Origin of the sequence: Nostoc sp. 'Peltigera membranacea cyanobiont' 232 (genome assembly GCF_002245985.1) — a bacterium.
In the GTDB taxonomy this organism is placed as follows: domain Bacteria; phylum Cyanobacteriota; class Cyanobacteriia; order Cyanobacteriales; family Nostocaceae; genus Nostoc.
This window is the reverse complement of sequence record NZ_NOLK01000111.1, coordinates 1-26,517: the sequence shown is the minus strand read 5'-3', so window position 1 is coordinate 26,517 and position 26,517 is coordinate 1. Positions and strand designations below refer to the sequence as shown.

The 26,517-nt window shown below is 42.2% G+C and carries 17 protein-coding genes; 3 read left to right on the top strand and 14 right to left on the bottom strand.

Annotated features, from left to right (window positions below; genetic code table 11):
• Nucleotides 1-311: 311 nt before the first annotated feature.
• The 6 genes from CDG79_RS28100 to CDG79_RS28070 form a co-directional block, all read right to left on the bottom strand.
• A complete protein-coding gene (locus CDG79_RS28100; RefSeq protein ID WP_094345060.1) occupies nucleotides 312-902 on the bottom strand; it encodes a class I SAM-dependent DNA methyltransferase in 591 nt (196 codons plus the stop codon).
• The gene (locus CDG79_RS28095) at nucleotides 899-1,678 is read right to left on the bottom strand and encodes a PIG-L deacetylase family protein (protein WP_223278361.1); all 780 of its coding nucleotides are present in this window, start codon (nucleotides 1,676-1,678) and stop codon (nucleotides 899-901) included. The genes CDG79_RS28100 and CDG79_RS28095 overlap by 4 nt, the downstream gene beginning before the upstream one ends.
• Nucleotides 1,638-2,762, bottom strand: coding sequence for an acyl-CoA dehydrogenase family protein (locus CDG79_RS28090; protein ID WP_262985840.1), 1,125 nt, complete (start codon nucleotides 2,760-2,762; stop codon nucleotides 1,638-1,640). Before CDG79_RS28090 ends, CDG79_RS28095 begins: the two co-directional genes overlap by 41 nt.
• A gap of 474 nt (nucleotides 2,763-3,236) precedes the next feature.
• Nucleotides 3,237-4,442 (bottom strand): zinc-dependent alcohol dehydrogenase, encoded by a 1,206-nt coding sequence (locus tag CDG79_RS28080; RefSeq protein ID WP_094345054.1) that lies wholly within the window; start codon nucleotides 4,440-4,442, stop codon nucleotides 3,237-3,239.
• A gap of 68 nt (nucleotides 4,443-4,510) precedes the next feature.
• A complete protein-coding gene (locus CDG79_RS28075) occupies nucleotides 4,511-4,993 on the bottom strand; it encodes an SRPBCC family protein (protein ID WP_094345053.1) in 483 nt (160 codons plus the stop codon).
• A 501-nt stretch (nucleotides 4,994-5,494) separates the two neighbouring features.
• Entirely contained in the window at nucleotides 5,495-10,222 is a 4,728-nt protein-coding gene (locus CDG79_RS28070) for a non-ribosomal peptide synthetase (protein WP_094345052.1), read from the bottom strand.
• Nucleotides 10,223-10,498: 276 nt separating this feature from the next.
• Here CDG79_RS28070 and CDG79_RS28065 point away from each other — a divergent pair, with 276 nt between their 5' ends.
• Nucleotides 10,499-11,644, top strand: coding sequence for an alpha/beta fold hydrolase (locus CDG79_RS28065; protein WP_223278360.1), 1,146 nt, complete (start codon nucleotides 10,499-10,501; stop codon nucleotides 11,642-11,644).
• On the opposite strand, the gene CDG79_RS28060 is transcribed toward CDG79_RS28065, so the two are convergent.
• The 8 genes from CDG79_RS28060 to CDG79_RS28025 form a co-directional block, all read right to left on the bottom strand.
• Complete coding sequence (locus tag CDG79_RS28060) at nucleotides 11,641-14,913, bottom strand: non-ribosomal peptide synthetase (protein WP_094345050.1); 3,273 nt, start codon at nucleotides 14,911-14,913, stop codon at nucleotides 11,641-11,643. The two genes, CDG79_RS28065 and CDG79_RS28060, sit on opposite strands and share 4 nt — an antisense overlap.
• 8 nt (nucleotides 14,914-14,921) lie before the next feature.
• Nucleotides 14,922-19,115, bottom strand: coding sequence for a non-ribosomal peptide synthetase (locus CDG79_RS28055; RefSeq protein ID WP_094345049.1), 4,194 nt, complete (start codon nucleotides 19,113-19,115; stop codon nucleotides 14,922-14,924).
• A 189-nt stretch (nucleotides 19,116-19,304) separates the two neighbouring features.
• Nucleotides 19,305-20,009, bottom strand: coding sequence for a hypothetical protein (locus CDG79_RS28050; protein ID WP_094345048.1), 705 nt, complete (start codon nucleotides 20,007-20,009; stop codon nucleotides 19,305-19,307).
• Nucleotides 20,010-20,011: 2 nt separating this feature from the next.
• Complete coding sequence (locus tag CDG79_RS28045) at nucleotides 20,012-20,479, bottom strand: hypothetical protein (protein WP_094345046.1); 468 nt, start codon at nucleotides 20,477-20,479, stop codon at nucleotides 20,012-20,014.
• A gap of 73 nt (nucleotides 20,480-20,552) precedes the next feature.
• Nucleotides 20,553-21,524: a tyrosine-type recombinase/integrase gene (locus CDG79_RS28040; RefSeq protein ID WP_094345045.1), complete on the bottom strand. Its 972-nt coding sequence runs from the start codon at nucleotides 21,522-21,524 to the stop codon at nucleotides 20,553-20,555.
• A 600-nt stretch (nucleotides 21,525-22,124) separates the two neighbouring features.
• Nucleotides 22,125-22,763 (bottom strand): hypothetical protein, encoded by a 639-nt coding sequence (locus CDG79_RS28035; RefSeq protein ID WP_094345043.1) that lies wholly within the window; start codon nucleotides 22,761-22,763, stop codon nucleotides 22,125-22,127.
• Nucleotides 22,764-22,969: 206 nt separating this feature from the next.
• The gene (locus CDG79_RS28030; protein WP_094345042.1) at nucleotides 22,970-23,263 is read right to left on the bottom strand and encodes a hypothetical protein; all 294 of its coding nucleotides are present in this window, start codon (nucleotides 23,261-23,263) and stop codon (nucleotides 22,970-22,972) included.
• 339 nt (nucleotides 23,264-23,602) lie between these two features.
• Nucleotides 23,603-24,124 (bottom strand): pentapeptide repeat-containing protein, encoded by a 522-nt coding sequence (locus CDG79_RS28025; RefSeq protein ID WP_094345041.1) that lies wholly within the window; start codon nucleotides 24,122-24,124, stop codon nucleotides 23,603-23,605.
• Between the two features lie 184 nt (nucleotides 24,125-24,308).
• Between CDG79_RS28025 and CDG79_RS28020 the strand changes: the two genes are divergently transcribed.
• Both CDG79_RS28020 and CDG79_RS28015 read left to right on the top strand, forming a co-directional pair.
• On the top strand, nucleotides 24,309-25,076 hold the full coding sequence (locus tag CDG79_RS28020; RefSeq protein WP_094345039.1) for an ankyrin repeat domain-containing protein: 768 nt from the start codon (nucleotides 24,309-24,311) through the stop codon (nucleotides 25,074-25,076).
• A 129-nt stretch (nucleotides 25,077-25,205) separates the two neighbouring features.
• On the top strand, nucleotides 25,206-26,517 hold a 1,312-nt coding region (locus tag CDG79_RS28015), incomplete at its 3' end, for a glycosyltransferase (RefSeq protein ID WP_094345038.1).

Sequence of the window (26,517 nt, the reverse complement as noted above, 5' to 3'; positions counted from 1 at the left end):
TAGTGAACCACGAGTTCGTAAACGTCGCCCGAAAGCATACCCCTTAATGACGAAACCTCGGCACGAATTACGAAAGCAGTTGCAAACTGCTTAACCACAAGTGTTTCGGCTTTTCTTAGTGCCATTCGGCTGGGAACCCATTCTGGGAGGCTCCGCCTCCTCTTTCTTGAGCAGAGGCAGAGCCTCTGGGAACGAGGCTACACAAGCCTTTAGGCTTTTCTTAGTGCCATTCCGTTCCTGGTTATTTTGCCAGACAACTGGAGGGCTACTGAAAGCCCACGCTGTAGGCGATAGCGTCAGCGTCGGGTAGTTTACACTCGCTCGAATAAATCAAGTCGATATTCTTCATCCCGTTGACCTTTTAAATGCCGCAGTTTATTTGGGGTCAACTCAAAAAACGAGTCATGAACTTCATCCCCACTCAATGGGTAATCACGGGCATAGAGTGTCCAATGAACTAAAAGTAGATGTCCTCCAGGTTCCAGGTGTTCCAGAATGCACTGTTGGGATTTTTTCAGGTCTTCCCAACTCCAGTAATAGCCAACTTCTGAGACTAGGGTCAAATCAAACATCTCATCAGGATATTGCTCTGGAACACGCATAATCTGGAACTTGATATTGGAGAGATGCTGACACCGCTCTTTTGCTCTATCCTGCGCCAGTTCTGATACATCAACTGAGAGCAGTGAGTCACAACGTTCTTGCAGTTTTTCAGTTAAAACGCCAATGGAACCACCGATTTCAAAGGCAGACCGATAGCGCTCTTTGGGTAAAGCTGCGATTGTGGCAGCATATTTGTTAGCTTCGTAAACACTTGTCTGAAACTTCCACGGGTCAGGATTTTCGCTGTAGAGTTTATCAAAGTAGCTAGGTGGTAGGGAATTAGATTGTAACGGGTTCATCGGTTTTCCTCTATATAAACTTCCCAAGGATGACTGAAGTTTGCTAACATTTCGGGAGTTAGGCGAAAGCCTTCTGGATCATCATCAATTAAGTCTGTAGTTTGGGAACGATAAGCAGCGATCGCTTGCTGTTTTAACTCCACCACTGCGCTAATATTCAACCGCCAAGTTGTCACATCAAGAGATCCTGGCAGACTCTCTCGTTGGTCTGAGTCCCAATCCCAAATCGGATACTCAATCAATCGGGGGGATAAGGGCAAGTCATCCAGCACTGTGTGAATTAACTTCCACGTCGCTCGGTGGTCTGAATGAGGGTCATATCGCCAGGGTAAAAAGATCATTTGTGGGGCGATTTCTGTGATGTAAGCACGACAACTAGCTATTGCAGTTTGATACTGTGTTGAAATTGACCCATCCTGCATTCTACAGAAGGTGACATCATTAACCTCTACACCCAGTAATTTTAATGCTGATAGCGTTTCCGCTTCCCGCAGAGCTAGGAGTCTATCTGCGGGATATTTTTGGGAACGAGGGTGTGAAAGAGTACCATCACTGATGACTAACACTTGCACATGACAATTTAAAGACCGTAACAGAGCGATCGCACCCCCACAACCTAATGTCTCATCATCAGGATGGGGAGCGACAATCAATGCCGAACTACAAGCGATCTCGTCAACTGAACGCCAGGGCAAAACATTAGGATTGTCTAGTGGTAATGCAATCAAGCCGAATTCATTCATCATTCCAAAGTATTGAAGCCGGATTACTTTCATGCAATACATATTGCCCGACATTTGCCAAGGCCGCATCAAAAGCCGGTTGACGCAGATATAGAGTCAAATCTCGGATAATTCGTTCCATCGGGTTTGGTGGTAGTAAGCCGCGAGTTCCAACAGAACGCTGACACAAATGCATCACATCAATGCAAATTTGTTCAATTGCTGTCCTGACCATGTTTGCATAGGCGACGAGTTGGTTTGCTTGCGGGTGGAGAACAGTAGGATCGCCACCAAACACTGGCGCATAGGCTGCTACTCGATCCGCAGCCCCCCGCAGCCAGAGATTACCACTTTCAATGGCGATCGCCATTCTGCCAAGCCGTTCCTGTTGATATGGATCGTTTGTATATTCCAACTTTTGGAGATACTGACGAGTCAGGTTAAACAGTGCTTCTGCCCCACCTAGTTGTACAGCAGCAAACCGAATCACCCCAACAGATAACCAAGGCTGTCGATAGTAATCTCCTGGCTGGCCGATTAAATAGCTCTGCTCCAACTCGACACCGCTAAAATCCACTTTGTAACTAGCAGTAGCTCGCATCCCAGAAGGTTGCCACCAAGCGGGATCGCTAACTGTTGTCACTTCGTCCATTGGCACAATGCACATTTGCCAACCGCCTTCTGGCAATACTCCATTCACGAAAGGACGTTCAACATAGCCAGTACCAGTACAAAATGTTTTAGAACCTTCCAGGCGATAACGCCCATTTTCACAAGGAATTATCTTCACACCATCAGAGGCTTCAGCATTCCAAACGCCAAATATTTTCTGGCGATCGCGGGCATCATGGGCGCAGCTTGTGATTTGTTCTATAGAACCAAAGGTCTGAATCAGTTGTAGGGCGTTGATATGTCCTTCATAAATTCGCCCAACTGCCAGATTTCCATGCCCTATCTGCTTTAATAGCATTAAAAGCTCGTAGGTAACATTAGCATCAATTCCTGAACCCCATCCGCCTAATTCTTTCGCCAATGGTGCAGTCAATAATCCAGCCTTAGCAATTAGCTCAAACTCTTGCTTCGGAAAAGCGGTATTGCAATCTATTGCACTGGCGTTGTTTAAACAATAATCCGCAATTTCTGTGGCACTTTTTAGATCCAGAGCAATGTTAGAACCATGCGATTTGGGAATGACGACATTCTTTAATAATTGGATGCTAATAACCGACTCCTTTCTGTAATATTTCTTTATATCTTGTTAATAGTAATTAAATTAAATCGGTTAGCATCTCTATCTTTTGTCTGATTATATACTCAACAAAAGGGAGATTATTGTATGCATAAATTATTTTTTGCGTAGGACAACTGTAGAAAGTAAAATTCTCTTTCAGAGGTTCGTGGTGTTCAGATCCCCGACTTCGCGGAAGTTGTCGGGGATCTCGCAGAGAAAGCAAAATTAATGGCACAGACGCACAGACCACTAGTAGGATGAGTACTTTATTCTTTGGAAGCCTTTTATGCTGGAACTTGATCTTTTTCTTGCCGCATCCAGAAACGATGTTGAGCGATCGCATCAAAACTCAAAGGTAGCCTCAGAGCCTTGCTGCCGATTTTATGCAGCCTGACCTGGTTTGAGGACAATCTTGATGCAATTGTCTTTCTTCTCTTTGAAGATTTCGTAGCCGTGGGGAGCTTGCTCTAGCGGCAAACGGTGGGTAATTACAAACGAGGGATCAATATCGCCGTTTTGAACGCGATCGAGTAGCCTTTCTAAATATCGATGTACGTGCGTCTGTCCTGTTTTCATGGTTAAGCCTTTGTTCATAAAAGCACCCATTGGTATCTTGTCTACAAAGCCTGTGTAAACACCGGGAACCGAAACCGTGCCGCCTTTACGACAGGCAACGATCGCTTGACGCAATACATTGGGGCGATCGGTTTCCAGTCGCACCGCTTGCATCGCTTTGTCATAGAAGCCTTCCAAACCCATGCCGTGAGCTTCCATTCCTACCGCATCCATAACGGAATCGGGCCCCATTCCCCCAGTCATTTCTTTGAGGGCTTCACCCACCTCGATTTCTTCATAGTTGAGAATTTCTGCTCCCCCATCTTTTGCCATCTGGAGCCTTTCGGGAACGCGATCAATGGCAATCACACGCCCAGCACCCAGCATGAAGGCACTTCTAATGGCAAACTGCCCAACTGGGCCGCAACCCCAAATTGCCACCGTATCCCCTGGTTCGATGTTGCAATTTTCGGCTGCCATATAACCAGTAGGGAAAATATCAGTGAAAAACAGGACTTGTTCATCTGCTAGTCCATCGGGAATCTTGAATAACCCAACATCGGCAAAGGGAACGCGGGCATATTCCGCTTGACCTCCTGCGTAACCCCCGGTCAAATGGGAGTAGCCAAAAAGACCCGATGGGGAATGACCCATCATTTTTTCTGCCATCCAAGCGTTGGGGTTAGAATTATCGCACAACGACCATAAATCCCGATTGCAGAAGAAACACGAGCCGCAGGAAATTGTAAAGGGAACAACGACGCGATCGCCGATGGCAAGGTCTTTGCCTTTGTTATGGATATTTCCATTTTTAAAAGCACTGCCTAGTTCAACGATCTCTCCCATGAATTCATGTCCCAAGATGTCTCCTGGTTTCATCGCCGGGTTGTAGCCGTTATACAAATGTAAATCAGAACCACAGATCGCCGTTGATGTGATTTTCACGATCGCATCACGCGGATTAATGATTTTAGGATCGGGTACGGTTTCAACCTCAACCTTGTTTGTACCTTGCCAACAAACTGCTTTCATTGCTTGAGTTTCCTAAAGTTAAGTTGTTCGTCAAATGTGAAATCTATTTACGGAGTTGGGTTGAATATTTATCCTTTCCCCTTTGGTTGACCTTCTGTTGTCGCAATCTCGCCCGTTTCCATCAGCATTTTGAAGCGCTGTAAATCATCTCCTAGCTGCTGTTCGGGTGATTCACCAAAGAGTTTGGCGATCGCATCTCCGATCGCTCCACCTGGTGGATTGTATTCTGTGACGACTTTCACCTCAGTACCACGATCGTTCAGTGTTGGTGTGAAGTGGACAGAACCAGAGTTCGCAATATCTGCACCTTCAACTGAAGTCCAACTAATCAATTCGTTTTCACGATCTTCAACAATATTTGCATCCCATTCAACACTTTTGCCTAACGGTGCGCTAGTTATCCAGTGCGATTGCTTGTCGTTATATACTTTCACGTCTTTGATATGCTTTGTAAAACTGGGCAAGTTCTCAAAGTTATGCCAAAAGCGGTAAAGTTCTTCTGCTGGCTTGTTGATCGTGACAGTTTTTTCAACCTTAATGCGTTGATTCATAACAATTGTCTCATTAGGGGCTTATCGATCAAATCTCGAGCGCAGTCCGGCCGCCGTTTCACTAGTTTCCTGCTTTGCCTTATTAACCAAGGCTCTCATGCCAAAGAGTTTATGTGTAACGTTAGGCTAGTTGGTTGCTCTGGAAGCAATAGGTAATCATGTTCAAGCAGTTACTATGACAATCTAAGTAAGTTTGAATAAACTGCTGCATCTATGGATTTACTTGGTGTAGTTAAGCCTGGGTTATGACATTTAACATTTATTAACGATGCTATTTCATCTTAGGAAGACACTTGATGAATCACCTCTAGCGTGAGAGTATTTGTAGCGATCGCCTATCTCTGTTTAAGGGCTGATTGCGTATTGGGTCTAGTTATGTATTGTTTTGGTTGTATCTTGCCATTGTGCTTCTTTTGTTTAAAGCAAAGGAATCTTGGGCAGTTTTGGCAAGACGTGCTGGAATTAAAGGAAGCTCTAACGATTAAATCACAACCAAATTTTTCAGCCCTTGCTCTGTTCGTTTAAGGAAGATAACTTAATCCGCCGACTTTCACGCGATAGTGGTACTAAAACTGGGGCAAGACTTTGAGCATTGCTTTCTTTAAAGCTTTCCACCACCTTAGATAATTCTGCAATTGTCGATGCCTCAAATACACTACGCAAAGGCAACTCCACGTGTAAGGTGTCGCGCACTCTAGAGACAAGCTGAGTTGCCAGTAATGAATGACCCCCTAATTCAAAGAAATTATCATAAATTCCTACGCTCTTAAGTCCCAAAATCTCAACAAAAATTTTCACCAGCACTTGTTCAACAGGAGTTCGAGGTGCGATGTAATTTTCAGGCAATTGGGGCTTGATTGCATTATGGAATGCTCTTAAGGCGCGGCGATTGACTTTACCATTAGCTGTTAGAGGTAAAGACTCCAATACTACAAAACCTGATGGCATCATGTACTCAGGCAGTTTTTGTGCTATGTAAGTCTGCAATTGCGGCACTAACTTACGCGCTGCTTTGGTTTGTAGGGGATTATTGGCGTAAGATTCCCAGGGGCGACAGAGAGTCGTGCTATGAGAAAAAATAGTTCTTTTACCTACTTCATCTTGCTGTACAAAAACTACATCATAATGTCCTTCAGTACTTGAATGTGACCAGGTAATATCAATGCTATAAGGTACATTCAGCGCATAGAAATCTTCTGGATCTACTCCGAAATTTTCTAGTTCTTGCAAAGCTTTACGTATTTGACCTACAGGTTTAAAACTTTTTACATCTGATAGCCATTCTACTGTTTTAATTGCTGACATCAGCCGCGCATTAGGTATATTGATAATGCTTAATATTTCTGGTTGATTCTCAATTAAGAACTGGCGCACTGCTGAGACTGTTAAATTATCTTCAGACCAGTTAAGCACTGAATAATTTTCAGAATTACTAACAATTTCGGCACTAATATGAAGAATCACATTGTAACGAAACTCAGTTAACTCATTGTGATATTTACCTCGCATCAGTTGGATTTGTACATGATTAATTTGCGAAAAGCGTTGCTTGATTGCAGTAAAAAAATCTGGGTCAATAACTAACTCTGTTTCTTGAAATATTTGCCTTTGTACCCGTTGTTGCAACTCGAAGCAGGTAAGGGAAGGTTCAGCTTGATACAGTTGGACTGACGCATGGAAAGCTTGCAATAGTGTCAAACTACGCACATCCCCTATGAAGATAAAGCCACCTGGAGCAGTTGCCTGCACAGCACCTTCTAATACACTAATCAGATAATCAATAGTAGGGAAATATTGTACAACTGAGTTCAGAATTACTACATCAAAAGCTGCTGTTTCTACTTTCTCGAAGTCAGTAGCCATTTGCTGATACAGTCTTACCTGCGGCATTTCTTGTTTTTGTAGCTGTTGCTGAATGCAGTTAAGTGAAACTGAGGAAAAGTCTGTCCCCCAATATTTAGTGCAGTGAGGTGCAATTCTAAATAGAATCAAACCTGTCCCACAACCAATTTCTAATACTCGTTTGGGTTGCAAAGCCAAAATCTGCTCGACTTGGTTATCCACCCACTCACGCATCTGCTCTGCTGGAATAGGCTGATTTGTGTAACTACTATTCCAGCCGACAAAATTGAATGTAGGATCTGAATCAGTAGATTGATTATAAGTTTCGTTATACAGCATCTGCCATTGCAAAACCTGCTCATTCTGCAATTGCATTAATTGCAAATTCTCCTGTTCGTTACTGTATTTAGTTTTTGCTACTACATAAGCTACTAGGCGCTTTTCCTGTTCATCCTCACTAGTTATTACTACAGTTTGCTGCACTGCTGGATGCTGACTCAGTACCGCTTCAATTTCTCCCAACTCAATACGATAGCCACGAATTTTTACCTGATCGTCGAGGCGGCCTAAAAATTCAATGTTGCCATCTACTCGATAGCGAACTAAATCACCTGTTTTATAAAGTCGCGCTTTTAACTTATTAGTAAAAGAATGATAGATGAAAGATTCAGCAGTTAAGTCAGGATGGTTTAAATAACCTCGTGCTAACCCATCACCACTTATGTACAACTCCCCCGGAACGCCAATAGGTACTGGTTGTAAATGTTTATCTAATATGTAAACTTTTGTATTGGCGATGGCTACGCCCGCCGCAGGCATCGCATGACCAATTGTAGGTGCTAAATTACCTTTATTCTTAACAGAAACATATCCCGAAGTTGTAATAACTGTATTCTCAGTTGGCCCGTAATTGTTAAATACTTGGAAAGAGTGAGAAGCTAAAGGATATTGATTTAGTTTATCTCCACCTGTGAGCAATATTCGTAAAGCTGCGTTATTAGGAAAATCTAATAACAGAATTTTCTCTGCTAAAGGTGTTGGTATAAAACAAATTGTTATCGCTTTTGATACTAGCCAATCTCGGAGATAGTCAGGCGATCGCCTGGTTTCATCATCTACGAAATAAATGCTTGCCCCAATACTAAGATAAGGCCAAATTTCCCAACCGCAAGCGTCAAAGGCAACTCCAGAAATCTGCGTTGCTCGGTCAAGGGGTGAAACTGCAAACTCTTTTTGATGCCAAAATACTAAATTTAACAATCCTCTATGTTCAATTTTAACCCCTTTCGGTTTTCCAGTTGAGCCAGAGGTGTAAATGACATAAGCGAGGTTATCTACTATAACTTTACTAGTAAGATTATCTTCAATCTCTTGAGAAAGAATCTCCCAATCTTTATCTAAACAGATTATTTGCGAATTAGAGTTTTTCAGGCGTTCAAGCCATCGCTCGTGAGTTAATAAAACTGAGACTTGAGCATCTTCAAGCATAAAGTTTAAACGTTCAGATGGATAGCTTGGATCTAAAGGTACATAAGCTCCACCTGCTTTCAGTATGCCCAACATCCCGATTATCATATTAAAAGAGCGTTCTACACAAAGTCCTACTAAAACTTCGCTTTTAACTCCTAATTTTTTGAGATAATGTGCAAGTTGATTACTGCGTATATTTAACTCTTTATAGCTAAGTTGCTCATCGCCAAATACTAGTGCAGTTGCCTCACTATTCTGCTCTGCTACGCTCTCAATTAACTGATGGATACACTTATCTTGAGGATATTTTGCCTGGGTATTGTTCCATTTAACTAACAATTGATATAGCTCAGATTCGCTTAAAAGTGGCAAATGTGCAATTCGCCCTTCTGGATTTGCAACTATACCCTCCAGTAATATTTGGAAGTGTCCTAGCATCCTGGTGATAGTAGCGTCATCGAATAAATCAGTGCTATAAATTACAAAACCACTAATTCCTTCTGAGCTATCTGCCCATAACCCATTTTGAGTATTTGGCTCCCACAAGTGGAACTCCAAATCAAAGCGCGTTGTTTCTGTTTCAAATGGTAGCGGACTTAAAGTTAAACTAGGTAACTCTAAGGCTGTCATCGGCGCATTTTGGAGCGCAAAAACAACTTGAAATAGCGGATTTTGATTCAAATTACGCTCTGGATGCAGTTCTTCTACAAGTTTTTCAAAAGGTAAATCTTGATGGCTGTATGCTCCTAAAGCTACCTCTTTAACTCGACTCAATAGTTCCCGAAAAGTTGGGTTTCCTGATAGATCGGTACGCAGTACTAAGCTATTGACAAAAAAACCAATTAATCCCTCAATTTCACTACGGTTGCGATTGGCAATAGGTGAACCAATAGCAATATCTTCTTGTTGTGTGTAGCGGGAAAGTAAAACTTGGAATGCTGCTAGTAGGGTTATGAATAAAGTTACCCCTTCTTGTTGCCCGATAGCTAAAAGTGCTTTGCTCAAACTTTTTGATAATTGCAGAGGTTGTCTTGCACCCTGGTAAGTTTGAACAGCTAATCTTGGTCTGTCGGTTGGCAGGTTTAGCATAGAAATGCCGTCTAATTGGTTCTGCCAGTAACTCAGTTGTTTTTTTAATACTCCCCCTTGCAACCATTGGCGTTGCCAGTATGCAAAGTCTGCATATTGGATTGTAAGTTTCGGTAGAGGAGAAGGCTGATTGCTGGTAAAGGCTGTGTAGAGTGCTGCTATCTCTTGAATCAGCACCCCAATAGACCAACCATCAGAGACAATGTGGTGCATAGTCAGCAGCAGGATGTATTGTGTCTCATCCAACCACAGCAGTTTTACTTGCAGCAACGAATCAGTTGATAAATTGAAAGGACGTTGAGCTTCTTGGTTAGTAAATTGTCGTGCTTGTATTTCTCGTTCTGCTTGTGGCAGTTGCCGTAAATCTATTATTGGTAAAGGTATTGTTAGGGTAGAATTAATTACCTGAACTGGTTGCCCTGTCTGTACGACAATAGTGGTGCGTAAAGCTTCATGTCGTTGCACGATTTCGTTAAAAGTTTGCTCTAGCGCGGCTAATTTCAGCGAACCTGTTAAATGTAATGCTAGTGGAATGTTATAGAAAGGATTGTTAGGAATTAATTGGTCAAGAAACCACAGCCGTTGTTGAGCAAAGGAGAGAGGAAGATTTCCTGAGCGCGAAATAGGTGCGAGAGGTCTAAAACTCTGGTTATTAGTGCGATTAGATGCTTCTAAAAATTCAATAATTTCTGCTTTCCGCTCTTGAATTTCTGAACGCAGTTCTGGTGTAAGAATTCCATCAGGGGCGTTGCAGCGAAACTTTTCACCATCAATAAAAACTTGAATATCTAAGCTGCGAAGATAAATTAAAAACTCAACCGTATTCAAAATTAAACCCCTTCATAAGTATCATTATTTATTAGAAGTTAGTAGGCAGCTATGCTGGAAGAATATTGCTTGTATCATAAGCTTTTTAACATTTTTCAACTGGATAGTTATTTTTGCCAAGCTGCACTGCTTATTACCTAACCCAGCATTTTTATCATACTTCTAAGACTGTAGAAATCATTCCTGGGAATGAAACTTGGATGATTATAACTATGGTATGAAGCTAAAAGACAACGCAGTGAACAAGGTATCGCAAGGTTTAGGCTCATGATATTCATGCCTCATAATTTTCTGCTTATATGGCTGGTTCAACTGCTGTCGATTGCGGTAATTGGCGGGGGGGGCTACATTCTCTATGAGTGGTACGAACGAGAACTTGTAGGAACATTTTACTTAGTGGCTGGGCTAATAATGGTTCTGTGGACTTTTGGCGGTCGTTTTATCAGTTTGCCACTGTTGCGCCGTCCTGGAGCCGATGAACCTAAGTTTATGCGTAGCAAAACCGTGCAGCGCTTGCCACGTCCAGATGGAAGCGTGTTGCAAGTAGAGTTTTTTGGGCCAGAGGATGGTCAACCAATTATCTTGTCACACGGTTGGGGGCCAAACAGTACTGTATGGTATTATGCCAAGCGACAACTGAGCGATCGCTTTCGAGTAATAGTTTGGGATTTACCAGGGTTAGGAAAATCCTCTAAACCGAAAAACAACGATCACTCTATAGAAAAATATGCCCGTGACTTAGAAGCTGTGGTTGCGTTGGTGACAGCCTCAGCCAAAGGGAGTATCGCCGGGGATAAACCTGTTATCCTAGTAGGCCACAGCATGGGTGGAATGATTAATTTAACATTCTGTCGCCTGTTTCCAGAGCAATTAGGGAGTCGGGTGGCTGGCTTAATTCTTGTAGATACTACTTACACCAATCCGGTTAAAACTTGTATCTTTAGCAATTTGGTACGCAAATTGCAGAAACCGTTACTCGAACCTGTGTTGTACCTGACTATCGTGTTGTGGCCAATTTTTTGGTTGATGACTTGGCTCTCGTATTTCAATGGTTCGCTGTACATCACCGTCGAACTATCTGGATTTACGGGTACTGAAACACGGGGTCAACTAAGTTTTGCAGGTTTATTATCAGCATTGGGTTCGCCTGGTGTTCTGGCTCGTGGCACACTGGCAATGTTCAACTTTGATGAAACAGACACACTTGCAACTATTAACGTACCTGTGTTGGTTGTTTGTGGTGATTCAGATATAGCAACTAAACCCGTGGCGAGCGATCGCATGAAAGCAGAATTGCCTTACTCTCAAAGAGTCACCCTAAAACCAGGTGGACACATGGCATTGATGGAACAAAACCAACAGTTTGCTGAAGCAATCAGCACATTTTGCGCTGGCTGCTCAAACTCAAGTGTTTCTCTTTAAAATTCTACATCTTCTCGCTCTTGACTCGTAGTTCCACCTTTATCTAAACCCTTTGCTGTCCAACACATTGTGTCAATATACCTAGCAAGTTGTTCAACGGTTGGTGCTTCAAACAAATTGCGTACAGGCAAATCTATTTGGAAGGTGTCACGAATACGGGAAGTTAGCTGAGTCGCTAGCAGAGAATGACCGCCCAATTCAAAGAAATTGTCGTGAACGCCTACTTGCTCTTTTCCCAAGACTTTAGCCCAGATTTGGGCAAGTAATTCTTCAACTTGCGATCGCGGTGCCACATAATCTTGATTATTGAAAGAAATTGTATCAGGCATGGGTAAAGCACGGCGATCCACTTTGCCATTAGGTGTTAGAGGTAGAGATTCCAGGATCACATAAGCTCTTGGCATCATGTATTCTGGTAACTTTTCTTTGAGGAATTGGCGAAGTAAGGAAGCAAAGCTTTGTACGTCTTGCATCGGTATCTGTTCCTGATTAGGAACAATATAAGCTACCAAGTACTTATCATCAGGTACGTCCTCACCAGCAATAACTATAGTTTCTTTCACTGCTGGATGTTGACTCAACACCGCTTCAATTTCTGACAACTCAATGCGGAAGCCACGAATTTTTACTTGATTGTCAACGCGACCTAAAAATTCAATATTGCCATCTGGTAAATAGCTGGCTAAATCACCTGTTTTATAAAGACGTGCTTTTGGTTTCTTACTAAAAGAATGAGTAATAAAGTTTTTAGCAGTTAATTCAGTTCGATTGAGATATTCTCGCGCCAATCCTTCCCCACCCATATATAATTCGCCAGTAACGCCAATAGGCACAGGTTGTAAATGGGCATCTAATATATAAATTTGCGTGTTTGCAATTGGGATGCCAATAGGTAAAGATGTGGCTGATGGTAACTCTTCTATGCAGTAATAAGAGGAAAATGTTGTATTTTCTGTAGGGCCATAAACATGAATTAAGTACTTTGGCGCACCAGATTGGAGAATCTTTTTAATCCATCTCTTATCAACGGTTTCGCCACCAAACAGTAAATATTTCAAGGTCGCAAAAGCTTGCGGGACATCTCTAACAATCTGTTGAAATAAGGCTGTGGTCAAAAATAGAATGTTGATATCTTTTTCTCGTAGTTGTAATGCCAATTCATGAGGCGAAATGGTTACATCTTTACTAACTCCCACAAGTTGAGCGCCGTTAAGTAGCGCTCCCCAAATCTCGAATGTCGCAGCATCAAAAGAAGTGTTTGAGGCTTGGGCGACTTTATCAGATGGTAATAATTTTATATAGTTCGTATTGCACACTAACCGATTTACAGCTTTGTGAGGTACAGCAACTCCTTTGGGTTTTCCTGTAGAACCAGAGGTGTAAATAATATATGCTAAATTATCACTATTTAAATCGCTTTTGGGATTGTCTTGCTTTTCTTGGGTAATAATTTCCCAGTCTTTATCTATAGAAATAATTAGTTTTGAAAAACCTTTAAAATGCTTGAGCAAGTTTTCTTGTGTCAGCAACACTGAAACTTGTGCATCTTCAAGCATAAAATTTAGGCGTTCTTCGGGATAGCTGGGGTCTAATGGAACATACGCTCCCCCTGCTTTAAGAATTCCGAATAACCCAATTATCATTTCTATAGACTGTGAAATACAAATGCCAACTAAAACTTCTGTACCTACTCCGATTTTTTGTAAGTGGTGCGCTAGTTTATTGCTACAAGTATTCAACTCTTGATAAGTAAGTTGTTTGTTAGCAAAGTTGACTGCTATAGAATCAGGATACTGCTGTACCTTTTCTTCAAACAATTGATGGATAGACTTATATTGAGGATAATCTGCTTGGGTATTATTCCATTCCACCAATACCTGATGTAACTCCGCTTCACTTAATAACTGTAAATTTGCAATTCGTTCTTCTGGATTTACAACAATAGCTGACAACAGAGTTTTAAAATGTTCCACCATCCGGCTAATAGTAGCTTTATCAAATAAATCTGTGTTGTAAACGATTACACCTCGAAGACCTTCAGAATATTCCCACTTTCCGCCCCATAAGCTCCTAAAATCCTCAGAACACTTCCACAGATGCAGTTCTAAATCAAAACGTGTTTTTTTCAAATCAATATTCAGAAAGCTGGGTACTAATCCAGGCAGTTCTAGCGCGGACATTGGCGCATTCTGGAAACCAAATACCACTTGAAATAAAGGATGGTGGCTCAAGTTTCGCTCTGGATGTAGTTCTTCAACTAATTTTTCAAACGGCAAATCTTGGTGGCTATATGCTTCTAAAGTTACTTCGCGTACTCTGCCTAGTAGTTCTCGAAAAGTAGGGTTTCCAGATAAGTTGCTACGTAGCACCAAACTATTGACGAAAAAACCAATTATCCCTTCTATTTCACTGCGGTTGCGGTTAGCGATTGGTGAACCTAGCGCGATATCTTCTTGGTGTGTGTAGCGGTAAAGTAATGTTTGAAATGCTCCGACCAATGTCATAAATAAGGTGACACCTTCTTGCTGTGACAGCTTTTCTAGTGCATCAATTAGCTTTTTGGGTAATTCTAGAAATTGTGTTGCTCCTTGATAGCTTTGTATAGCTGGTCTTGGTTTGTCAGTAGGTAAATGCAATATGGAAATACCGTTTAGTTGCTCCCGCCAGTAAGCTAACTGGGTTTGAAGTACTTCTCCTTGCAACCACTCGCGCTGCCAGTGAGCAAAATCGGCGTACTGAAGAGGCACTTCTAATAGAGGAGAAGGCTGGTTTTGTGTAAAAGCTGCGTACAGCGTTCCCAGTTCCCGAATCAGTACCCCCATAGACCAATCGTCGCAGATAATGTGGTGCATATTCAGTAATAGAATATGTTCTGTCTCAGAAAGGACGAGGAGTATTACTCGCAGTAATGGCCCGGAGGATAAATTGAAGGGATGTTCTATCTCTGCGGTAATAATGGACTTTGCTTTAACCTCTTGTTCATCATCTGGCAATTGCTGGAGGTCTAATACAGAAAGAGGTATTGTTAAGCTGGGTGCAATAGCCTGTAGGGGTTGCCCATCCGACACAATAAATGTTGTGCGTAAGGTTTCGTGGCGACGCACGATTTCGTTAAAAGTCTGTTCTAGTGCGGCTAATTTCAGCGAACCGGTCAAACGAATTACCGTCGGCACATTGTAGATACCATTATCGGGGATCAACTGGTCGAGAAACCATAGCCGTTGTTGAGCAAAAGATGCTGGAAAAACGAAGACTTCTTCAGAAGACATATTGATCCTTATTTTAAATTCTGTGCTTTCTCAATACAAGCTCTTAGCTGTGCGGCGAGAATTTGGATATGGGGTTTTCTCAGCATAGTTAGGTGATTGCCAGGAATATGATGAATTTCCGTTCCTCCTACAGTTAGCTGATCCCAACCCAGACTCGGATCTTCCTTGGCAATGCTTGATTGAATATTTGTTCTGAAAAGATTAATTCGTTTAGGGTAGGCTTGCGGAACGTAGTTAAGGACTGCTTGGCTATTGGCATAAAAAACACGAAGCATTGGGCGAATTGCTAACTCGCTTAAAAGTCTTAACTTGGATTCTTCAGGTATAATGTTGACTGTGGCATCCTCTTTTAGGATGAAGTGAGAGAACAGATTTGTTTGGAGCGTTCGCGTTAGCGACTCCCAAACAGAATTTTGTACAATTTTATTAAAATTAGTCAACCCAGAAGTTAAACTATTAATTCGATTCTTAGCGATCGCAATAATTAGATAAAAATAATCGAGGAAAAAGGGCCATATATATCGCGCCACTGTCGTCAGCATAAACTTGAAACCACTACCCAAAGAAGGTATATTGCCTGGAATTGGTGCTAAAGTGTCAAGCACAGCAAGTAAAGCCACTTCTTCCCCAGACTTTTGGAGTTGTTGAGCCATTTCAAAAGCAACCCAACCTCCAAAAGACCAACCTCCTAAAAAATAAGGGCCTTTAGGCTGCACTGTACGCAATGCTTCAATGTAGTGGGTAGCCATATCCTCAATACGAGTTAATGGAGAACTTTTTCCGTCAAGTCCAATAGGTTGTAGCCCATAAAATGGTTGATTTTTTCCCAAATTCTGAGCTAATTTGTAATAAGGGAAAACAACACCAAAAATTGGATGAACGCAGAAGAAAGCTGGGCTTGAACCAGCAGGTTGAATCGGAACTAAGGGCGACCACGGAAGAGAATCTGCATTTGTTGATAGAGTAGTTGCTAAACTTTCAATTGTCGGATTTAAAAATAAGGTAGATAGCGGCAATTCACGCTCAAAATGCTTGTGTATCTGCTTCATCAGGCGTACAGTTAACAGCGAATCTCCTCCCAAATCGAAGAAGTTATCGTAAATACCTACACGCTCAACATTAAGCACTTCAGCCCAAATTTTTGCTAAGGTTGATTCGGTTGGACTTTGAGGAGCGATAAATGCTTTATCTATTAAGCCGCTAGCCGGAGTGTGGAGTTCTGTTAGCGCCAAACGATCCACTTTACCACTAGCTGTTAGCGGCAGATAATCTAGTACTACAAAAGCTTTTGGAATCATGTATTCTGGCAATTTTTCTTTTAAGAATTTACGTAGTAGAGACGAGAAATTTTGCGTCTCTATATTGGGAACAATATAAGCCAGCAAATACTTATCACCAGATACATTTTCTTTAACAATTACTACTGCTTTTTGTACACTCTGATGCTGACTCAGGACTGTTTCAATTTCTGACAACTCAATGCGGAATCCACGAATTTTTACTTGATTATCGATACGTCCTAAAAATTCAATATTACCGTCTGGTCGATACCGAGCTAAATCACCCGTCTGATAAAGTCGCGCTTTATTTTTATCACTAAAAGGATTGAGAATAAACTTTTCATTAGTTAATTCGGGACGATTAAAATAGCCTTGTGCCAATCCTTCACCACTTATATATAATTCGCCAGCAATTCCAATTGGTAAAGGTTGTAAATGTCTATCTAATATATAAATTTGAGTGTTAGCGATAGGGCGACCAATCGGCGGTTTTTCACTGAGAGATTTAATCTCGGCAACGGTTGACCAAACTGTTGCTTCAGTAGGGCCGTAAGCATTAAAAAACCGACGCTGGGAATTCCACCAACGTTTTACAATATCATCAGTACAGGATTCGCCTGCACAGATAATAGTTTGCAATGCCGGCAGTGATTCTGTAGGTAAGACTGCTAATACTGCTGGCGGAAGGGTGACGTGAGCAATAGCTTTTTCGCGCAATAAATTGAGCAAAGGTTGTCCGGGTAGAAGGGATTCTTTGTTTGCTAAATAAAGAGTTGCTCCTGTTTGCAGTGCCATGACAATCTCAAAAATTGAGGCATCGAAACTTAATGATGCGAATTGCAGAATGTGGTTACTCGGTTGTATGTTGAAAACCTCAATCTGAGCTTTTGCTAAATTAGACAATCCTTGATGCTGGAGCAAAACGCCTTTAGGTTTTCCTGTTGAGCCAGAGGTGTAGATAACATAAGCTAGGTTATCAGATTTTACACAACTGGTTGGGTTGTCTTGGCTGTGTTGTGTAATAGTTGCCCAATCTTTATCTATGCAAATAATTGGATTTGAGAAGTCTTCAAAATGCAATATCAACTTTTCTTGTGTCAGCAATACTGAAACTTGTGCATCTTTTAGGATGAAGTCAAGACGCTCTTGAGGTAGGCTCGGATCTAAAGGAAGGTATGCCCCTCCAGCTTTGAGGATGCCTAATAGTGCAATTATCATTTCTGGCGATCGCTCTACGCAAATACCTACTAAAACGTCAGGGACTACCCCCAATTTTTTCAGATAATGTGCAAGTTGGTTGCTGCGTATATTTAACTCTTTGTAGCTAAGTTCTTCATCGTCAAAGACTAGTGCGTTCGCGGAGCCTGCGTTTAACGCAATCGCATCGGGAGTTTCCTGCACTTGTGCTTCAAATAACTGATGAAAACACTTGTTCTCTGGATAGTCTCGTTTAGTGTCATTCCAATCAATTAATAACTCTTGTCGTTCTTGCCCAGTAAGCAAAGACAAATCTGAAATCCGCTGTTCTGGATTGGCAACAATGCTTTCTAGCAGCGTTTGGAAATGTCCCAGCATTCGCGTAATGGTTTTGTCATCAAATAAATCGGTGCTATAAACCATTTGTCCTTTCAAACTTTCCAAGTCTTGCCACAAATGGAATTCTAAATCAAGTTTTGCAGTTTTACTATCGAATTCAAATAGCGAAAGCGTTAACCCAGATAACTCTAGAGTTTCGATAGGAGTGTTTTGTAGGCTAAATACAACCTGAAAAAAAGGATGATAGCTCAAATCTCGCTCTGGGTGAAGTTCCTCCACCAACTTTTCAAAAGGCAAGTCCTGATGACTGTATGCTTCTAAAGTTATCTCTCGCACTCGATTCAACAATTCTTTAAACGTCACCTTGCCTGAGAAATCTGTACGTAACACCAAACTATTGACAAAAAAACCAATTAATCCTTCTAGTTCGCTACGATTGCGATTAGCAATCGGTGAACCAACTGCAATATCCTCTTGCTGCGTGTAGCGATAGAGCAAAGTCTGAAACGCTGCCAGCATTGTCATGAACAAGGTAACGCCTTCTTGGTAACTCAGTGCCTCTAGCGCTTGAGTTAAGGTGTGTGGTAGCTCTAAAAATTGTTTTGCACCCCTGTAGCTAGGAACTGCTGGTCTTAGTCGGTCGGTGGGGAGATTCAATACCGAAATCCCGTTTAATTGCTTTTGCCAATAAACTAACTGGCTTTGTAGAGGCGAGATGCCGTTTGCAGCCACTCCTTGTAGCCACTCCCGTTGCCATTGAGCGAAATCTGCATATTGAATAGGTAGTTCTGGTAGGAGCGTAGATACGGAGTAGCTAGTCGTCAGACATCGCTTATCCCCTGCCAAGGCTTTGTATAATACCCCCAATTCTTTAATTAGCACTCCAATTGACCAGCCATCGGCAACTATATGATGTAGATTTAGCAGCAGCAGATATTCTGCTTCATCCAGTTGCAGCAGCTTTACTCGCAGTAATGGCCCAGTGGTTAGATTGAAAGGATGTTGAGTCTCTTGGGTTACGATTTGCTGCATTCGTGTGCCGCGTTCTGATCTGTCGAAATTGCGTAGGTCTATTAAGGGAAGAGGTATGGTTAAGCTAGGTGAAATCGCCTGTACTGGTTGCTGCTCTACCATAACAAACTTAGTACGTAACGTTTCGTGACGACGTACAATTTCGTTGAATGTCTGCTTTAAGGCGGCGAAGTTAAGGGAACCTGTCAGGTGAAGTGCTGTTGAGACGTTGTAAAATGGATTCCCCGGTGCTAACTGGTCGAGAAACCACAATCGCTGCTGGGCGAAAGAAGTGGGAAAAACGAAAACCTCTGCTTCCTCAGAAAAATTAAGTTCTTCATCATCTGTGAGACTACTGTAAATATACTGGCTCATAAGTGAATTGCAAACAGTTGTGGTGGAATTTGTGGAAACTTTTTCTCAGGTCATCTTGTTGTCAATGCTTCGATAAGAGTTTAGCTTTGAAGAACTAATGACCTTATAGATTGAGCTTTCTACTCCTTTTGCTCAAACCCAATTTTTAACCAAGTAGTATTGGGAAGTGAATTACCTCCCACTTCCGACTTATGAATGCTGTACAATGCCGTTGAAGATGGCCGAAGTTAGAGAGCTTTTCACCCAGACATTTTGATTGTGATAAAAATCACCACGCTGTTCTAGTGTAAACCCACCCAGCAATAATCCCAACCATACTTCTACCATCGGCATTTTTAATCCACCTTGGAGTTGAGTTAAAGAAATTTCACCTTTGACATTTATCAGATGGTTAGCGATCGCGCTCTGCCATTTTTGGACATCTTCATCTGATGCCAAATTGCGGACATCTTCTAAAGTTGTTACCTCATCAAGCATTGCCAAAACATTTGCTTTTTCAACAGGTGCTGCTACAGAATCACCCAACTCAGTAGGAGATGAAAATTGGTGTGGGCCATGTGGTTTAAAGGTTTGTGGTGTTTGCGGTTCAATCAAATCATCTAAATCTAGGTGCATTGTTGTCCGCACTAGACCAGCAAAGAGATCGGTGCTAACAATTGGCCCCTTTGGGTTATTGCGATCGCGGGTATCTTGCAACAGCACTTCGGCACGAGACTTGAGAATATCCGCAATTTGATTGAAGGCAAGCGCTGCGGTTGATAACTGTGCCTCCAAGGGTAGTTTTTCTAGCTCGGTATCTAAACATTCCCACATCGGTGCTAGTGTTGATGTCGTTGGAGATTCGGACAACTCATCAAGCAGATCCCAAATTGTTAATTGGCGGTATGTGGTCATCTCTAGGATTCTGGATGTAACGGGCAGGGTCGCACTGGGCAGTAGCTTGAGCTAATCTCAAACATATCCTTATATTGATATAGTGAAACACTGTATTGTTTTGCAAAAGCCTGCAACACCTGATCTGTATAGGTGCGGATCTTGCCAGCCGTTAGCCCAAAACAGTGAATTGGTTCTAAGCGGCAAACAGGTTTTTGCCCCAGCCAGAGTTCTGCCGACATAGCGTGCAATGGCTTATCCCCTGGTTCTTTATACAAATACAACACTGCAAAATATGTTGCTGGTGGTTCGACTGTTACTGAATCAATTTCTGCTGAATTATTCTGCGAACGGTGGCGGTAAAACGAACGGCGATTATGACAGACTTTGGGATTCCAACATCCATCCCCTGCTGTTCCATGTAAAACTTTGGCTTGAGTTGTTGGTAGTTTAGAACATAGCTGACACTTGGGATCGAGTGGCTTGGGCATACCTTATTCCACTTCTTCATTCCACTTCTTCGCCAATCGCGCGATAGTAAGCAGCGATGCCTACGGCGGTAAACTACGCAGCTTCTTGCTCACTGCGAAGGGTATAGCGCCGAAACGCTTTCTCGCTTTGATGTCCCGTTAGCTTACGGGCATGGCTGGGGTCAACTCCCAATAGCAATAAGTCAGTGGCATAGGTGTGGCGAAAGGAGTGAGGGTGCAAATCCTCAATGTGAGCTATTTCACCAATTTTTTCCACCGCGAAGTAAATGCCGTGATAACTTAAGCGTTCACCTTTGTATGAAGCATGGTGGGAAATCATCAGTGGACTAAGGCTGTTTAACACCTCACTCCTTTCTTCTCGCGATCGCAAATACTCTGCTAAAACTTCCCGGCTCTCTTTTCGCAGTGGAACTAAGCGTGGTTCATTGGTTTTGGTGTCTGGTAAAAACAGCAGCTTGCCATCAAATGAGCCAACATTTAGCTGTACAACTTCCCCAGCCCGGAGTCCATGACTGAGAATGTGAACCAGTGCTGTATCCCGTTGCTTTGTTTCTCCCAATAATTCCAACGCTGACCAAACCTGTTCCATCTGTTCTGGAGTTAAACTCTGGGCTGGTGGCAACGGCACTTTTTCCAGTTTTATCCCCAGTGTGGGATTAGTAGCAATAATTTCAGGATACGTATAGCACATCCATTTGAAAAAGCTTTTGAGTGCCGCAATTCCCGCATTAATGCTGCTTTTTGAAAGCGGTTTACCAACATCAGTCCGTATTTCATCACGGAGATATTCTTTATATAGCGCAAGATGACGTGGACGCAGTTCATGATAGTGCAGCTCACTCCAAGCCAAAAATCGCTTCAGTTCACGTTCGTAAAGCTTGCGGCTGTTTAGTGCTAGGTTATTGCTGCGTAAAAATTCTAGCACCTTTACCCACCGGATATCGGTTGGTGGTCTTCTAGTTTCTCCTGGCTGTGTGAAATGTAGAGCTTCACGATCAAGGGGAATGAGTTTGATCTCAGGTAAAGAATCTGCGCTGTAGTTCATCCAGTTATATGTAAATTATTTAGTAAGTATTAAGTAACCCTTATCTTTTATCCGACATAAACTACGATTAATACCACTTGCCTTGATATACAACACTTTCACCAACATGCGATCGCGGGGTGCATGTTGGCAACGGAATATAATATTGCGTTGCCGATAAATTTTGTTTGTCTTGGTATCGCCTTTGATGCGTCATCCAAGCGATAACCATTTACAGGGTGCTAACTTCCAGTTATAGTTAGCCGTAAGTTATTATAGGCACAATGCAACTATAACTTTGACTTGGTGTAAAGATAGTTTACAAAAGTTGCTCAGGCGGTTGCCTTAGTCTATGGAAATAAAAAAGTTTAACAATTTCTGTTAAGTGCTTTACCCCGCTCCAAGCATCCGTCCATAAATCGTTTGAAAGAGCCTCTACGCCGCACCCACGGTACACGCTACTTTAATTACTAGAGCGATCGCCACTGGCTCATGACGGTTACGCCATCGCTCTTAGGCTCTTCAAAGATTTCTGGTCTTATTTCCCGGCAACTCTATTATTATCGAGTCATCAGTAATGGGGAGTATATTTTCCAGTGTTGTAGAGTTTCTTGTTCTTGACTAATAAATTTCGTCTTCTTCACCTACCCAATCTTCATCCCAGAGAAGTTCATTGTAAACCTTAGTAGCTTGAGATATTTTTAGGTTGTGAGCTGCTGTCACACAATTTCTTGGTTGCCAGCCAATGAGGGCGTATCTTCGGTGTAAATATCTGACAGCATTTTTGCAGTCATTAATTACTGGAATATCCTCAAAGATGTATTTTCGCAATTGGACTCCTAAACGAATTGCCTCCATTTCATAATTGTGAAAGTAGGGTTCTTCAACATCAGGTGTAGAAATCAGTAATCCTCTTACCCAGGCATGATTTTTATAGATAGCCTTCGCTACAACTAAATTGACTTGTTTTGGTGTCCAGTTGCTCCGAAGTAAAAAGTTATCTATTGCTGATTGATCGTCTAAATCTATATCTACATTAGATTCTGAAAGTATTTCCGAGACATCTGTATTTTCTAAGAACAGTTCGTACCACTCTTGAAAAGTTTCGGGACTAAATAGTTTTCTGGCTTCTTCAAATGAAATTTTCTCCCATCCTGCATCTGTAACTATTTCGTTACCAGTCCTTGTAATGAACAGATTCTTTTCTTCTAGCATCCAAGGGAAGGATGTCTTGTGATGTCTTCTCTTTCGTTTACCCATTCAACTACCTGATGCCATTGCGATGTCTGCGATGAGTCGCCTAAGCGTCTATGCATTCAATTTTAGTGCTATTGTTAATTATCTTTTAGGCTTCTTTATCAAAAGAAAACTTCTGTTTGTGACAATGCGTACACACAATAGCAACGTATTTTTTTCACCTATCTTTACTAGGTTTTTACCCGCAGAAATCATCAACGCGGATATCATTACCCGCAGAAATCATCAACGCGGATATCACGCCAAATATCAGAAATCTGCCAGCCTGATTTGCCCACCGATTGCACTGGAGGATTGTCAAGGAATGGAACATAGTCAGGAACTTTAGGCTCTGAAATTGCTACTGGTTTCTCCTCAACCTCAACCACAGGGGCAGTAGAATTGACAGTATTAGCTTCAAGAAGTTGGTCTTCAGCCTCCTCGATTAATTTCATCTGTCTCAGGGTAAGCTTGTCAGATTTTTTGATGATCTTCTTAGTATCTATATCATTAGAAGTTTTCATTGGCTGTTCCCTTAAAGGCATTGGCTTAAAATTTGGATCAGAAAATTTGGGAGAAGATGAGTATTAATAATTGCACGGAATTAATAAGGTACACCAAATCGATGGGAAATACGAGTCCCTTGCAGAAGAATTTATTAATTGTGTACAAATCTGTTTTCGGGTAGATGTCCCAGCATAATCTGTTGCACAGATGCAAGTATTAAGCGATCGCTTCTCGATCATGACTGTAACTCAAGATTATTTTGCGGTTTTGACTCCTAATAAGCAGATAATAGATGGTTGAGAGTTCTCGCTGTAGAAGCCTTGCCACGGGCGGCTAAACCAACAAAAAGACCTTATTTAATCGTTTGGTTTAATGAAATCAGCGAACTCCCCCGGAGCAAAGATTTCTTTGGCGAAAGCGAAGGCGACGGCGACGAAGACGACGGCGAAAGCTCCGTCGAAGGCGAAAGCGAAGGCGACGACGACGGCGACGGCGAAGGCGACGGTGAAGGCGACGGTGAAGGCTGAGTTTAATCCTTGGCGAAGGATTACTATAAATAAAACAATCACTACTATTAAGGCAGTCCAGCCTGCAATCTGATTTTCTAGACTTGAACTGTCAAATACCAAAGCTGTCAATACTTCAGTAGAGGCTAAGAAAAATCCTGAAATTCCAGATAGCACGCAAGAAATACAAACTAAAAAAATAGCCCAACGCTTTTGCAGCCCAGCAGTAGCATGGCTAAAGTTTGCGTTCCTCAAATTAGCTCCACTAAAATTAGTACTCCGAATATCAGCGTAACTAAAATTTGCCCCCTCAAGGTTTTGTCCTTTGAAAGAACGACCTCTAAGATTTTGACAGGAGTTGTCCTGGTGCATGGTTGGTACTGGATGTCAATTTACTTTTGCTACAGTCATACCAATATTGATTCCATAATTTCAACGTTTGAAAGCGCTTTTATTTTTATATTGGCTCCAACAAGAGGTAGATGCGCGAACAATTCTTTTTTGTCCAAAGTTCAAAAAATACTCTTGTGTATAGGTTTTTATCGGGAAGTTAGCCATGTTTCAAATATCACGCGGACTGCGTTCTGCTTTGAGAATTCTAGTTGGTCTAATTTGGATTTTTTCAGCGTTTTGCTTTTTACTATTGACTCGCATACCAGTGCTGCTTCCTTGGTTGGCTGTTCTGCCTGACTGGTTGGCTAGGATTGCTATATCCTTTGTGGTTAGTCCAGGGTTTATAATTCTAAGCTGCATTCTCGTTGCGTTGAGCAGTTTATTACTTTGGCATCGATTTTCTAATAAATGGGCAACTATCTTTGCAATCCTTATCCCATTCCTACTCTTCATTGGAACTGTTCTATTTGGTGATATCGATACTCAGGGAACACAACGATACGTCACTGATGCAGCTCAACGCGGCGATGTGAGGAGTACTCGTGAACAGATATTAATTCGGGGTGGATCGCTTAATCAAGTAAGGGCATTGATTTATGTGGGGACAGATGTAAATGTGCGCGATCCACAAGGGCGTTCTGCGCTTTACTGGGCTGGATGGGCTGGAGGAAAGCCAAAAGTTAAGCTACTGCTTCAAGCAGGGGCTAAACCTGATGGAAGGGCACTGGTAAATGCTGCCTTTTGGGGAAGCTTAGATGCCATCAAACTAATGTTTGAAGCGACCCCTGATGATGGAAAAGCGCTGGTAACAGAGGTGGGCAATCAAGCGCTGGAGGCAAATAAGACCCACACGAGTGCAAGTGCTTCAGATCGGGCACAAATTGCTCAGATGTTAATAGCACGAGGAGCAAAGTCGAATGACCAGAAGTAACAGAGGCAAGTGTTCTCTTTAGATTTTCTTTACAAATCAGCGCTCCCTAATAAGTAGCAATTAGCGTTGCTTAAAGCCAATCTTGAGCCAGTAAATTAGTACAATTTTTGAATACTGGAGTTTTCATTTTTGAAAAAGCATTTGAGCCAAAGTCTACCTATAGCACCAAGCCGGAAACTGAAAATTACGATACTAACAGTAGGTTCAAGGGGAGACTTGCAACCCTATTGTGCCTTGGCTATTGGCTTGAAACGTGCGGGGCATGAAGTAACGGTTGCAACGCATGAGAACTTTGCATCTTTTGTGAGGAAGTTCGATTTAAAGTTTGCAGCGATCGCTGGCAATATGGAAGAGTTTCTGCAATCCAAGCAAGGGCAACGATTGATTGCGGGAGAAAAGTTGAAAAAAGAAGAAGGAGATAAGCTTTTACTTCAACAGTTGGAATCAGCTTGGAGTGCGTGTCAGGGAAGTGAGGTAATTATCTACACGCCGTTAGCTACCTTTGGATATCACATTGCAGAGAAATTAGGCGTACCTTGCTTTTTTGCATCAGTTCTGCCGTTGACTCCCACAGGGATGTTTGGGTTTTTGAAATTTGCTCAAACAACTAAAAACCCGCTAAAGAAAGCGATCAACTATGGCAGCTACTTGCTAGTAGAGTTTTTGCACTGGCAAAGATATCGTCAACTGCTCAATCACTTCAGAACAGAGACTTTGAAATTGCCGCCTCTACCATATTTCGGCAGACGCTTCAGACAGAAAACTCCGGCAAATGTATCACGAATCCCTGTATTGTATGGATTTAGTTCGCACGTCATCCCAAGACCCCGTGACTGGCCTGCATGGGTGTATGTAACTGGTTTTTGGTTTATTGAGCAAGCCTCCGAATACGAGCCACCTATCGAACTAGAGGATTTTCTTGGGCGAAAGCAATTACCTTTGTGTTTTGGGTTCGGCAGCATGACGATGCCCAATCCCGAATATCTCACACATTACATCGTAGAAGCCTTAAAGAAAACACATCAAGGCGGGATTATATTGTCAGGCTGGGGCGACGTTGGAAGAACGGTGAATATAAAAGATTCGCTACGAGTGTTTGCGATCAAGGAAGTTCCGCATGATTGGTTATTTCCTCAAGTGCCAGCAGTAGTACATCACGGAGGAGCTAGTACAACGGCGGCAGTGTTACGTGCAGGGACACCATCAATTACTGTACCCTTTTTTGCAGATCAGCCAGTTTGGGGTGAAAAGCTAACTCGGTTGGGAGTCAGCCCACAACCGATACCGTACAAGGAAGTGTCAGATAAAACTTTAGCAGCAGCGATTGAAATCGTACTGGGCGATGAGGTGATGCGAAAGAAAGCACAAGAGTTAGGTGAGAAAATCAGGGCTGAGGATGGTGTGGCGAATGCAGTTGAAGCATTTCATCGGCATTTGGGGT